8 protein-coding genes and 1 other annotated feature (1 of these 9 cut by a window edge) are annotated in these 13,346 nt (G+C 48.2%); of the genes, 5 read left to right on the forward strand and 3 right to left on the reverse strand.

The window, feature by feature from the left end; all coding sequences use genetic code 11:
• Nucleotides 1-197: a binding site (T-box leader), on the reverse strand (it extends 35 nt beyond the left edge of the window).
• A gap of 49 nt (nucleotides 198-246) precedes the next feature.
• Genes KOG47_RS02375 through KOG47_RS02385 form a run of 3 tightly spaced genes read right to left on the reverse strand, consistent with a single transcriptional unit; the run spans nucleotide 247 to nucleotide 3,071 of the window.
• Nucleotides 247-513 carry a hypothetical protein gene (locus KOG47_RS02375; protein ID WP_215243685.1) on the reverse strand — a complete coding sequence of 89 codons (267 nt, stop codon included), beginning with the start codon at nucleotides 511-513 and terminating at the stop codon, nucleotides 247-249.
• Nucleotides 514-548: 35 nt separating this feature from the next.
• On the reverse strand, nucleotides 549-833 hold the full coding sequence (locus tag KOG47_RS02380) for a hypothetical protein (RefSeq protein ID WP_214690535.1): 285 nt from the start codon (nucleotides 831-833) through the stop codon (nucleotides 549-551).
• 12 nt (nucleotides 834-845) lie between these two features.
• Nucleotides 846-3,071 carry a C40 family peptidase gene (locus KOG47_RS02385; RefSeq protein ID WP_251131791.1) on the reverse strand — a complete coding sequence of 742 codons (2,226 nt, stop codon included), beginning with the start codon at nucleotides 3,069-3,071 and terminating at the stop codon, nucleotides 846-848.
• A gap of 169 nt (nucleotides 3,072-3,240) precedes the next feature.
• Here KOG47_RS02385 and KOG47_RS02390 point away from each other — a divergent pair, with 169 nt between their 5' ends.
• From KOG47_RS02390 to KOG47_RS02410, 5 genes are all read left to right on the forward strand, one after another.
• Complete coding sequence (locus KOG47_RS02390; protein WP_251131792.1) at nucleotides 3,241-3,615, forward strand: nuclear transport factor 2 family protein; 375 nt, start codon at nucleotides 3,241-3,243, stop codon at nucleotides 3,613-3,615.
• A 172-nt stretch (nucleotides 3,616-3,787) separates the two neighbouring features.
• Nucleotides 3,788-5,098, forward strand: coding sequence for an Ig-like domain-containing protein (locus KOG47_RS02395; protein WP_215243687.1), 1,311 nt, complete (start codon nucleotides 3,788-3,790; stop codon nucleotides 5,096-5,098).
• Nucleotides 5,099-5,302: 204 nt separating this feature from the next.
• A complete protein-coding gene (locus KOG47_RS02400; RefSeq protein WP_215243688.1) occupies nucleotides 5,303-7,936 on the forward strand; it encodes a S8 family peptidase in 2,634 nt (877 codons plus the stop codon).
• A 751-nt stretch (nucleotides 7,937-8,687) separates the two neighbouring features.
• Nucleotides 8,688-11,276: an Ig-like domain-containing domain gene (locus KOG47_RS02405; RefSeq protein ID WP_215243689.1), complete on the forward strand. Its 2,589-nt coding sequence runs from the start codon at nucleotides 8,688-8,690 to the stop codon at nucleotides 11,274-11,276.
• Nucleotides 11,277-11,816: 540 nt separating this feature from the next.
• Entirely contained in the window at nucleotides 11,817-13,190 is a 1,374-nt protein-coding gene (locus KOG47_RS02410) for an Ig-like domain-containing protein (protein ID WP_215243690.1), read from the forward strand.
• Nucleotides 13,191-13,346: the final 156 nt, after the last annotated feature.

Raw genomic sequence — 13,346 nt, forward strand, 5'->3', positions numbered from 1 at the left:
CGTTGAAAGACGCCTTGTCTTCCCACTCATCGCGAACCATCATTCGCTGTCCCCGATAACGGGAGGACCCGTCAGAGCCTACATGTCGGTCTGAACGCTCAAAAGCCCATTCACGCAAGGCACGACACCGGTTCGCATCGACCACCGGCTTTCTGAAGACGTCCCTTCGCGCTACTCTTCTTTCTCATCGCGAGTTCGTATGAATGTTATCGTTACTTTAACGGGATAAAGATGCATTGTCAAGCATCATTTGACCGAAGCGTGCCCCACCTGACGTTTCCCGATGAACGTGAACGTGATCCCCAATGCCAAAAGGGGAAGGAGCCACCACTTCGTAAAGAAGAAGAGGATGCCCCGATACATAAACCACTCCATGCCCAAGTAGGCGAAGAGCGTGATCAAGGGAGCGATAGACAAGCGCTTCAAGTGCAATGCGATGGCGACCCCTAGTCCGATCGTAAACGTTGGAACGATCACGAGTTGCCATAGGAACGGATCGATATAGTGAAACATGGAGAGTCCTCCTTATAACGAGTAATCACGACACATCAGGCAGATTTTTTTGTTTTCAACAATCCGACGAAGATGAACGAGAACAAGAGCGAAATCAGCGGGAAGATGACATTCCACGAACTGAGATGGCTGACATCGAACGGACTGTGGTCATAATAGACGGCAAAGTACGTCAATTCGATGATGGCGTTCAACAAGAACGTCACCACAGGGCCGACCCAAACCCGTTTCATGATCATGGCGACCACGACACCACCACCGATGGTGAGAAACGGGACGATCACGAGTTGCCATAAGAACGGGTCGATATATTGAAACATGGAGCATCCTCCTTATAACGATTTGTACCCTAGGAAGTACGGGCGCCACATCGGGTCATGGATCGAGTTGATTTGAAGCATCTCGCCCCCGGCATGGATGAAGAACTCATCATCGAGCATGATGCCGATGTGCGATGGACCGGATTTATACGTGCCGGCGAAGAAGACGATGTCCCCGCGACGGCCACTCGTGATACCCGTCCGTTTGTTCTTGAAATGGCCGCTATGCCAGTAACCTGACACGTTGGTGCGACCGCCGATTTTACCGGCTTGATTCGTCGCGTAGTGGATGAGACCGGAACAGTCAAAACCGCCGTTCAGCGGAGACTGTGAGCCCCACGTGTACGGTGTCCCGAGATGTTTCACCGCGACGGCAATCATGCGTTCTTTTTGTGAGTTGTCCCGTTTCTTCAACAAGGCATCTCGTTTGATGCGGATGTCTTTCGTCTTGACGTAGACGGGACGCCAGTCGTATTGGATGAGGTACGAGTCGCCACTCTTTCCACGCGGGTAGATGCGACGTCCGGCATCGAGATACCCAATCGGACGGGTGTCGTTCGGGTTGGCGTAGAACGGCGTCTTCTTCGTCGTCCCATAGTGGGCGGCCGTATAGACGCTCGCCCGTTGAATCGCCTTCGGTTTCGTCTCGGCGATATAGGGGTTCAACACGTACACGCGTTTCCCGGACGGAAGACGGACGTGCCAGAAGTCGGCATCAATCGAGCGGAGCCCGACGAGTTTTGTCCCACGGGGCAGAGTGCCGGCCGGACGACCGTACGCGACGTCAGCCGAGAAGTAAGGTGTCCCGTTGAACTGTGTATAGAAGACCGTTCCTACCTTCGGCTTCGCGGTCGGTTTCGAGACAGCGAGGTAGCCAGTCGCGACATAGCGATAGGCTCCGTTTAATCGGATGCGCGTGTAGTAACCGCTCGTCCCATATGTCTCGATGAGCTGACCTCGTTTCAATGAACCGACTTGTTTCGCGATTGAGGTCGAGGCGTATACTTCGACCTCGTTATAACGGCTGTATCGTTTCCCTGTCGCTTCGAAGCGAGGTGGTTTTTTCGTACTCGTCACGCTCGTCGGGACGAAGTAATAGTTCCCTTTCGTGAAGATGCGGGTATAGCTTCCACGGGTGCCATAGATGTAGACGAGCTGACCCCGCTTCAGGGACAAGGTCGTCTTGGATGATTTCATCGTCCGAGCATAGACCGGTGTGTTCTTCGTGATGTACCGTTGTCCGGTTTTAAGATAAGGTGGCTCCGTCATCCCAAGCGATGCGGATTCGACGAAGACATATTGTCCGTTGTAATAGACACGGGTGAAGAGACCGTCTGTCCCATAGATGCTGACGAGTTGACTCCGTTTGAGTGAACCGACGACTTGCTTCTTGTCTGTGTCTAAATAAATCGATGTCTCTTTTTGAGCATAACGGCTCCCCGTTTTAGCGTAGCGGGGCATCTTGGCAGCGAGTGCGTCTCGCTTCATATACACGTACATGCCATTTTGATAAAGGCGGGCCATCGAGCCATTTGTGCCATATACACTTACTCGTTTGCCCCGGACAATCGTCCCGACGATCTCTCCGTCCTCATTCATATAAGAGGATGTCGTCAAGACGAATTGCGAGTCCGTCTTGAACGGGATTCGATTTGTCATCGAGAGCGGGATGTATCCGACAGTTCCATTTAGATCGACACGCATCTGTCCGTCGATGAGGAAGCCGTTCAAGGTTTGACCGGCTTCAAGCGGAGTCATGGTTCCACCATCTGGTGAAGACGAGAGAGTCGCTCCCTCTTTTGCGTAGCGGGTCACTGCCGCCGGGACCGTCTCTCCGAGAGCGTCACGGGAGACATATGTCCCATCCGTCGTGAGGAGAAGGTCGCCTTCGATGTCGAAGACGTCGACCGCTGTCCCGATGGCGAGTGTTGCGACTACATTTCCGGCAGCGTCGCGTGCATCCGTCTCCGTATGGACGTAACGGGTGACAGCGTATGATAAGGCGTCGTTTCGGACGAATCCTTTTTGTGAAGCGACGGTGACGGACGTATGGGTCTCGGTCACCTCATGGACATCCACACGCTCCGCTTGGTCTGTGACCAGGAGGACGACCGTTTCTTCTGGATCGGCATAGAGGGTCGTGCCGGCACGAAGCATGGCCTCAGACCCGACCGCTTGAGCGGTGAGTGTCCAATAGAAGGTAAAGAGAAAGAGCAAAATGAAGATTCGTTTCAACATTTCCACCTCGATTCATTAAATTTACAGTTTTTAGTATATACATAGTGGAGATGAAAAAGGTTGCTTATTTCGATAAAAGGGAAATGATTGAAGGAATCCGTGCTCAGCATTCCACTCGTTCGTTTGCGACCATCTGTGCTATGATGGACGGGGAAAGGAAGGGACAACTATGGAGACACTCAACATGAAACAACTTTCTGACGACCGATCGGCCCATCAAGTGGCCGGCGATCTCGACGCGATGCGGGCGCTCATGCACGACTCGTTCCGATATGTCGATTCGAGCGGGCGTCAGTTCGATAAAGAGACGTTCTTAGACCAGTTCGTCGACCCGACAGCGATTCAATGGATCGCACAGGACACGGTCACGTTCGATGAGACGGTACGCGGTGACCTCGCCGTCGTCCAACTCTTGCTCGAGGAGAAATTTATTCTCGGCACGAACGCGTACGAAGGTCGCTTCTGGATGCTTCATCTTTATATGAAAGAAGATGGCGTCTGGTTATGGCAAGGCGGACAAGCGACGATGATAAACGAAGGATGATAAGCGTTCAGACACTCCGAATCGATGGAGTGTCTTTTTTATAAAATGAAGGAAATGTGAATTTGAAAAATATATGCCTATTTTAGAAAAATTATGTACCCTTTTGAAAAAGGACAGATTATAATAATTTTGTAAACGATTGTCATTATTCTTGAGGGGGACCCTACTTATTATGAAACAACCGAAATATGCAGCACTTTTCCTAGCTACCACACTCGCATTCGGAGGTATCGCGCCTTCGACAATCGTCAACGCAGAGACGACGGAAGACGTGACTGCTCCTGACGCACCGGTATTATCGGCACCACTCCACACGTCGACAACACTCACGATTACTGGTGAAGTGGCTGCGAAAGCGGAGATCTTGATCAACGGCAAGACATACGTCCGTACAATCCTCGAAGGTGGCGAGACCGTCTTCAAGATGTCACCACAGTCGGTCGGCAAGGTCATCGACGTCCGTCTCGTCGACGCGAGCGGCAACGTGAGTGACACGACGCGTGCCATCGTCGCCGAAGACCCGAACGCACGTCCAGACGCACCAGTCATCAAACCGTTGACGGAGACGTCACGTGAAGTACGCGTCGTCGGGGAGCCGGGACAATATGTCGAGCTCTCGATCGGCAGCAGCACGTATAAAGGGAAGTTCGATGCGAACGGGCTCTACCGTCGTGGCATCGCACCGCAACCGGCCTACTCATGGCTCTCGGCGAAGACGATTTCGACGAAAGGCGCGACGAGCGACGTCTCGAAACGTAGCGTCTACACAGACCGCGTCGCACCGAGAACGGCGACATTGACACAGTCCGTGACGGCAGCATCATACGGTGTCTTCGGAAAAGCCGAACCGTATGCGACGGCCGTCGTCAAGATTGGCACGAAGTCATACACGGCACCGGTCATGTCGACTGGGAAGTTCATCGTGAAGATCCCGCGTCAAGCGATGGGGCAGAAGATGTCACTCGTCATCCGTGACGGCGCAGGCAACGTCAGCCAATCGAAGACAATCACAGTACAGCACGCGCTCTACAACAACTTCCATCGTGTCTACATGGATGGTATGAAGTTGACGGTTCATAAAGAAGTCTTCTATGCAGATGCGACGACGAAGTACGCGGACACGTTCGTTCCACTCTTCTTCGGACATCCATCGAAGTCGGGCCTCGGGTTCCTTCTCAGCAGTTACACGGAGGATGGCTCGGTCGCTGGATTTGAGAAGTTGACGCTCCGTGTCGGTCGTGCGACCTATTCGCAAAACATCGACGAATATGATGTTTATTATGACGAGTTCGACGACGGCTCGGTCGAAGAGTCATACTTGTTCGAACCAGATGCGAAACTCATCAGCTTCGTCGACAAGTATGTCCGTCCAGAAAACCGGATCACGGTCATCGTCCAAGGAACGGACTACGACCTTGAGTTCAACCTATCGGGTGCGGAGAAACGCGCATTCATCCAATCCCTCCAATACGCAGGATACTAATTCTTTAGGACCGGTGGAGACACCGGTCTTTTGTATGCACGGATTCGATTCTCTTCTATATAAATGAAGTGGCGGCTGCCATCTGCCACCCAGGAAGAAATAATTCCGAAATCTTTTTGTTACATTTTTGAAACATAAACCGATAAATAACGTAGAACAACGTGGAGCCAAGTGCTTCACTATTTAAGAAAAGAGGGAAAAGGTATGAAACAAGCTTTGCAACGCCTCGTTGCATTTGTATCGGTCCTTGCGCTCGTCGTGTCGCTCGTCCCAATGCGGACGATGGCAGCTGGCGCGGCCGATGTGAGCGGGGCCACATTACTTACACCAGGACAGACTGTCGACTTCACGACAGGGACAGATCCGGTGAACACGTATTGGTTCAAGATGGAGCGAGAAGCTTCAGCTATGACACATATGGAGATTGCGATGGAAGCGTCTGCCGTGACGAACATCTCGGTCTATCCGAGCGCTGAGACGGCAGCGGCCGATGAGACGTTCGATCGCTACCGGGCGAGCGCTTCTCCGGACGCAGAGACGTCAGTCGCAAAAATCCAATTCCCATACGCATGGGAAGGTCCATATTACATCAAAGTGGAATACATGCCACTCGAGACAATCGATGAAGAGGGCGCGGTGATTCCACCGACAGCAGCAGATGTCTCACTTGGTTATAAATCAGTGAAACTCCCAGTGAAGTATGAAGAAGGAAACGGAACGATGTGTCCGGTCGAATCGTTGCTCCCGATGCCAGAAGACGGTGGGTTGCTTGATATGATTCGTCGCCTGCAAGAAGAGATCCTTGGTGGATCGAAAGAAGGGCGTCAATTGGAGGCACTTTACTACAAGTCGTCCCCGTACATCGTCCGCAAGTTGGCGTTCGACAAACAGAAACGCGAAGAGGCGTTGACGGACCTTCAGACGTTACGTCCGCTCATCGCGTCACTCGTCAACAAAGAAAGTCACACTATCACGAAAAATGAAGCGGCTGCAATCAACCGCATGCACGCCTTGGTCAAATCAAGCGTACCGAGCGGAATCAAGTCGGATGTCAATGACTTGGCTTCATCGGTCGATATGACACGCCTCGCTGGCTCGACGGTGGAAGACGTGTTCGCACAGATTGGAATGGAGCTTCAAACGGTGGATACACCGCGTTATATCGTCAAATACAAATCACAACCATCGACATCGATCGGCAAGATGAACGCGATGACGGATGTATCGGCAGAGCGTATCTCGATCGGTCGTCCGGGAGACTATTTCGCGCTCGTTGACGTCGAGTCGGCAAGCACGAAGATGCAAGCAAAAGCGAAAGCGACGTTGAACGCCGATTCGAACGTCGAGTTCATCGAGCCAGTCCAGACGTACAAAGCGTTTGCGACAGATTCGAGTTATGAGTATCAATGGGCAATCAATGAAAAATCAGTCCTTCAACCGATGAAGTATGCGGGTGTCGGATTAGAAGGCTATGAGGCACTCCGCCTTCCAGGTCGTTCAATCAAAGTAGCCGTACTCGATACAGGTGTAGATGATCGTCTGCTCGACTTTAAAGGAAAAGTCGATGTCGCGAACGGAAAAGACTTCACGGACCCGAACGGGGATGGAAGCTCTCGAGATGAGAACGGTCACGGGACGCACGTGGCAGGTGTCATCGGGGCAGTACGAGACAACGGTGTCTCGATGCGCGGGATGGTGCCGAACGTATCGATCCTCCCGGTTAAAGTGCTCGGAGCAGACGGGACGGGTGACACGGATCAAATCGCACTTGGAATCAAATATGCGGTCGACGCTGGAGCAAAAGTCATCAACATGAGTCTCGGTGGCGGCGAAAGTCGTACGATCGGTTACATGTTGAAGTATGCCTATGACCGCGGTGTCGTCGTCGTTGCAGCGACGGGGAACGAAAGTGAACCGGAAGTATCTTATCCGGCCTCTTCGAAGTATACAATCTCGGTCGGAGCGACGAACTCCCTCGGAATCGTCGCAGATTACTCGAACTTCGGATACGGCGTCGATGTCGTGGCACCAGGTTCGAAAATCGCAAGCCTTGTCCCAGATGGGAATGTCGTTTATTTGGACGGCACGAGCATGGCGACTCCACACGTCGCTGGCGTCGTGGCCCTCTTAAAATCACAACACCCGACCCTCTCGGTCGAGTCGATCCGTACGCTCTTGCAACGGACGGCTGACCCGGTCGCCTTCTCAGGCGGAGATGTGCCGGAAGTACCGGTGGATGAGGAAGACGAATGGGCATTTGAAGACATGAGTGTCGAGTTCTCGTTACCAGTGGCGTATTACGACGTGTTAGGCGGTTACGGGAAGGTGAACCTTCACCGCGCCGAGTCGATGCTCCGTTTGAACGCGAACCGTGCGGTCGTGGCGGAAAATGCAGCAAACTTCAAAGTGAACGTGAAGTCTGGCACGGTTGTCTCTGTATATAACGGCGATCAAGTCGTCGGACGCGGGACAGCGAAGCAAGCGGTCGCATCGTTCAAGATGAAACCACAACCTGCAGGGACAGTCTTGCGCGTCGTTTACACGAACGGCAAGTATCAGTCGACGGAACGGTTGATCGTGGCGGCGGGCAAACGTCCGGCTAGCCCAGCGGTCACAACGCTCCGTGCTGGCGCGAGAGCGGTGTCTGGTAAAGCGACACCGGGTATGACGGTTGTCGTTCGCAATGCGCAGCGTCAATTGTTCGGGACGGCGATGATCCGTCCGGACGGCACGTACAGCGTCAAGACGCGGGCTCTCCGTAAAGGAGAATCGATCTACGTCCACGTGGAAGATTTGAACGGCCGTGCCGGACAAATGACACGTGCGATCGTCAAATAAGCTAGTTACAACGGGAGACGGGTATGCCGATGGGCATATCCGTCTTTTTGTATGGAGTGAATGCAACGGACGAGGTGACCTGACAAGGTTCGAATGATGGAAAAGTGGTTCTCGCAGAGAAAAGGCCGTCATGAGGATACGATTCGTCTGTAATCGGATGGGTCGAAAGTCCTCACGGCACGAGAGAAGGTTGAAACGAGAGGCGCAGATGCCTAAAATGGAACATACCCGTTACTTTTGGATAACTTTGGTTTTGTTAAACAGGTCAATGATTTTATGATTTGGAAATAACTAAGGTAAACATTGGACTTTGAGAATCGCCATTGTAAATTAAATACTAAAGGTAATTAATGGTATAAAAATGGTTTTCAACTATTATTTCCGCTAAAAACGCATGAAATCAACAAAAATCGACGTGTTTCGACATTTCCAAAAAAGGTAAATCCAAAAATGAATTAAACTAAAATCTCCAAAATTCAAAAACGTTACCATTTTTGCGAAAAAAAACGCTTGTGTCGCTTGGAAGTGTTATGTATATTATGGATGTAAGGTTTTCCAAGAACAGTCTTGGTAAATTGTTCAAGATGATTCTTGCAAAGACTTCTACCGGGGGAGAACGCCCGGTCTAAAGAAGAGTCGGTTACATAATCATTAGTACTTTATTCATTGTTATGGATACATGACTCCGAACGAGATCGGTTGGGCGAGGACGGTAGAAAAACCTATCTACCTAAGGGAGGATTTACATCAGATGGCTAAGAAGAAACAATTCGTTACTGCAGCGGCAGCGTTCGCAGTAGCAGCATCAGCAGTAGCGCCTGCAATCACAGCAGACGCAGCATCAACAACAGTCCAACTTTCATCGGACTACGTACGCGGCGGGGACCTCGACGCGGCACTTGACAAAGAGTACAAAGGTAGCGAGATCTACTGGTACAAATCGTCAGTCGACATGAACAAACTTGGCGTGTTCCAAACTGCTAAAGGTTTTGTAAAAGGCCAAGGCATTCGCGTTGAGAAAAAACTTCGCGTCTTGAACCACGCACAAGATATCCAACCTGAAGAAATCGTCCTCGAAGAAGGCGTTCCTGCATCAGGTCTTCGTATTCAGCCAGTTCTCTTCGCAGACGGCGTGAAATACAACAAAGTTGTCACATACGCTGGTTTCTCAACTGAGAAAGCTGGAGAGTTCGAAGGAACATTCACTTACTCTAACAAAGCATTCGGCGTTGTAACTAAAACAGTTAAATACAAAGTTGTGAAATCAGAAGTTGAAATCTCAAACGTTTCTTCTTCAGTAGATCAAGCAGCTGAAGTTCTCTCAGTCACAGCTGACGTGAAGAACCTCAAAGACGGTGAAAAAGTTGAACTCGTTGTTTACCCAGGTAAAGACATGTCAGCTACACCAATCAAAACAGACGCAACTGTCAAAGATGGCAAGTTGACTGTTTCTCAGAAACTTCCTGCTGGAACTCACTCATTCCAACTCGTTTCTGGTGAAGTGAAATCTGCAGTTGTAGACTTCACAATCGAAGCTCCTATGGTTAAGGAAGTTAAGGCGATTAACCTTGAAGGATTCGTGGTTAACTTTAACAAACAAGTTGACAAAAACTCATTCAGCGCTGGAGATATTAAGATTGATAACGTAAACGTTGATTCTACTGACCTTGTTTGGGCAGCTGATGGCAAGTCTGTTACAATCAAAAAAGCACTTGCGCATGGAACTGTTTACCGTGTAACGCTTGATGGTCTTAAAACTGCGACTAATGCAGACGTTGCTAAGTTCGAAAGCCTCGTAGATGTAAAAGATGAAGTTGCACCAACAGTTGCAAAAACTTCATACTCTTACGCTTCTAAAACTGCAACAATTGAGTTCAGTGAAGCATTAGCAAACAACTTTGAGTCAGGTATCCGCGTGTTTAACAAAAATGGAGTAGACGTTACTACTTCTGCAACAATCACTGCAGCAACTGACGAGAAGTCTGTTACTGTTAACGTTGCAGCACTTTCACCTGCTGATGGTGATTCATTCAAAGTTGTAATGGTCGGTGCAACTGATGTGAAAGGAAACTACTTCGCAAATAACCGTGTTGAAACAAGCTTCATCAACAACAAAGTTGACACTGTTAAGCCTGTGGTAACTTCACTTGTTGGTAAAGATCAGAAGACGGTTCGTGTTTCATACACTGAAGCTGTTGATCTTTCAGCGGCTAAAATCATTGTTGATGGTGTAGAGACTACAATTGATCCGACACCAGCCGCTCCTTCGGCACTTGTGCTAGGAGATGCAGTTAAGGTTGATGACGCTGGAATGGTTTGGGATGTTACAGTTTCATCTACAAACTTAACTACAACAAACAACATTGGTATCAAAGGTGCTACAGACACTGAAGGAAACATTCAAGATGGAACTTTCAATCAGTTTATTAAATTTGTAGCTGATACAACTGCTCCTACTTTAGTATCTTCTTCTACTTCGGGAACGAAATTAATCCTTACTTTCGATGAAGAAGTTGACGTTAACGCAGGTGCAATCACTTTGGTTAAACCTGGAAACGTACGAGTTACAACATCTGCTATTACACCAACAGTTGATAAGAAGGTTGTTACAATCGATCTTGGTTCTAACATTTCTGAAGCCGGAACATACTCAGTTGAATTAGCTCTTAACATGGTTGAGGATGCTGCTAACAACTCTAAAGCATATGCAGTTAATGCGTCATTCGCTACAAATGATACTGGCAAACCTACATTGCTTGACCTTAACAACGATAAAGTAGCTGATGCTAATGCAGTTGTCCAAAGTACAACAAACCCTGGTGTGTTCACAATTAAGTTCAGCGAAGAAGTTGGAAACTCTGCACTTAGCCTCTCTAATTACCTTGTAAACAACCAAGCAATCTTTGAGAAAGCAATCTTTGTTGGGGATAAGCAAACAGTTGAATTGGTTGCTAAACCTAACACGATTGACATCGACAACGCTTCTTACCTCTTTACAGTATCGAACGTTGCAGATCTCTCAGGTAACCTTATGGTTTCAGAAACATTAACTCGTGTATTGAAAGAGAACGTCTTGCCTGTAGTGAAGTCTGCTAAATTGACTACAACTACAACTATCGCATTAGAGTACTCAGAGACAGTTTCTGGAGATGCAGCTGCTGACTTTGAAGTATATGTTGATGGCACGAAAGTAACAGTAGATAGCTATGCTGCTGGAGTAATTACATTGGCAGGACCAGTAGACCCTACTAAAGCAATTACTGTTAAAGTTGTAGGAAGCATTCTTGATGCAAACGGAAATGCGGTTGCTTCTGGAGCTACAATCAACGTAACAAAATAATTTTTGAACTGACGTCTCATCATTTGATGGGGCGTTGTTTTTATTTTCAAATATATATTATTCTTCTGATACACTCTGACCGTCGCGGCTCAGGGTGTTTTTTCATATTCAAAGAAAGAGAAACGATGAACCTGAATCAATCTGAAAAGCGTGGCGGGATTGTCAGCGTCACGCCCATCAATGAAGAGAGTATTTGCTATAAAGGTCAAACTATTGATTGGTCGAATGACGGCTAAACACTCGTGAAAGAAATTTTGGATGGACTCGATCGGAAAGGATTTCCTCGTCGCCAGCCTGGGACGAGGAATAATTTCAATTCAATATGCTGTAGATCGAAATCACTTTCCGTTCAGGATACGCAATATTGGAAACGTGACGAATCTTGTCGAACGATAATAAAACAAATTTAAAAAACGGTTTTCCATATCGTTTAAAACGATGCGCACTGAGATATGAGGACTGGCTACAATAAGGCGTAGTCAATTTTAGAATGGGATGGATGGACTCATGACATCTATGATATTCAAAGGAGAAAAAGAAATGATCTCATATTTGAAACGCTGGTTGACGATTGTGGCAGGGGTTTTCTTACTAGTGGCATTAGGACCTCAGATGGTTACGGCAGAAGAACGTACTTTACCGTTAAATGGTGCGGTACATGGAGAACTGACAGCCGAACAGAATAGACAAACTTACACGTTGCAGGTAACAGAAACGGGCAACGTGACAATTGATTTTACAACAATGGTAGACGATACAGTGAACATCGTATTCCAAGATGGGATGAACAACCCCATCTATAATACATGGATTAGTGGAAGTGCCTCTTCACCAGGAAGGAAAGTAATGTCTTGGGATCTTGAGGCAGGTGAGTATCAATTTATCGTTTACGATGATTCTTATCGGACAAATCAAGGGAAATTCACCATCAAGACTTCGTTCACATCAGTCAAAACAGATGACATCGAACCGAACAATGGAACCGCTGAAGCACAACCGTTGAAATTCGGACAGACAACGAAAGGATTCCTTTCCGTACAAGACGAGGTGGACGTCTATGAAGTCAAACTGACGAAAGCAGGACGATTACATCTCAATTTATCGACATATGTAGATGACACGTTACGCGTGTCCCTCACGGATGACATGAATCAGCAAGCATTCTACGAATCGATTTCGGGATCGAAGAAAAATCCAGGCAAGTTTGTTCGTTATATTGATTTAGAGGCGGGTACTTATCATATCTCCATTCAAGATGGTGGACCCTACAGTACGGATACAGGGATGTACCAACTCAAATCAGCGTTCGTTCCTGCATTAAATCAAGAGGCCGAACCAAATAACGGATCGGTTGAAGCAAAATTATTCCCGTTTTATCAATCGCGTACCGGATTTTTGTCATGGAACGACTCCGTCGATGTGTATAAAATTGTGATTCCAAAGACCAGCAAAGTCGGAATTGATTTCACATCTTATGTTGATGAAAAAGCGATTCTTACGCTTTACGATGTAGATAATATTAAAGTGATTGAGGACTATGTCTATGGTTCTACAAAGGCACCGGGACGAGCTAAAAAATCCGTGACGCTCACACGTGGTACGTACTATCTCTCTATTAGTGATGGTCCGTGGCAGAGTGAAACGGGGAAGTACTTGCTAAAAGTCACATCAAGTCATCTGCTTCCGGTTGTGACAGTAAACTCTGTAACAGCCCGTTCCACAATAGTAAGTGGCAAAACTGAGAAGGGTGCCACCGTCACGATGACGATTGGTAAGAAGTCCTATAAGCGTACAGCCGATGCGAAAGGGAACTATTCATTCTCCATCAGCAAGCAAAAGGCTGGGACGAGCATCAAGATCTCTAGCAAAAATAAGTATGGGACATCTGTGAAGTCGGTGAAGGTATCGAAATGAGTACATGTGTGTCGAATTACTTGATGCATCAATAGGTAAAGTGAATTGTGAACGAGTGTAGATGAAGAGAGGGTTCGGCATCATGTCGGATCCTCTTTTTTGAAAGAAGAATGATTTGTTCTCAAATTCATGAGCTGGGTAATTGAAAGATGGTAA

The sequence above is a fragment of the Exiguobacterium sp. s121 genome (assembly GCF_018617245.1).
Classification (GTDB): domain Bacteria; phylum Bacillota; class Bacilli; order Exiguobacteriales; family Exiguobacteriaceae; genus Exiguobacterium; species Exiguobacterium profundum.

Coding starts and splice junctions, on each gene's coding strand:
- KOG47_RS02375 (WP_215243685.1), bottom strand. CDS start 513: ATGTTTCACTATATCGATCCGTTCCTATGGCAACTCGTGATCGTTCCA.
- KOG47_RS02380 (WP_214690535.1), bottom strand. CDS start 833: ATGTTTCAATATATCGACCCGTTCTTATGGCAACTCGTGATCGTCCCG.
- KOG47_RS02385 (WP_251131791.1), bottom strand. CDS start 3,071: ATGTTGAAACGAATCTTCATTTTGCTCTTTCTCTTTACCTTCTATTGG.
- KOG47_RS02390 (WP_251131792.1), top strand. CDS start 3,241: ATGGAGACACTCAACATGAAACAACTTTCTGACGACCGATCGGCCCAT.
- KOG47_RS02395 (WP_215243687.1), top strand. CDS start 3,788: ATGAAACAACCGAAATATGCAGCACTTTTCCTAGCTACCACACTCGCA.
- KOG47_RS02400 (WP_215243688.1), top strand. CDS start 5,303: ATGAAACAAGCTTTGCAACGCCTCGTTGCATTTGTATCGGTCCTTGCG.
- KOG47_RS02405 (WP_215243689.1), top strand. CDS start 8,688: ATGGCTAAGAAGAAACAATTCGTTACTGCAGCGGCAGCGTTCGCAGTA.
- KOG47_RS02410 (WP_215243690.1), top strand. CDS start 11,817: ATGATCTCATATTTGAAACGCTGGTTGACGATTGTGGCAGGGGTTTTC.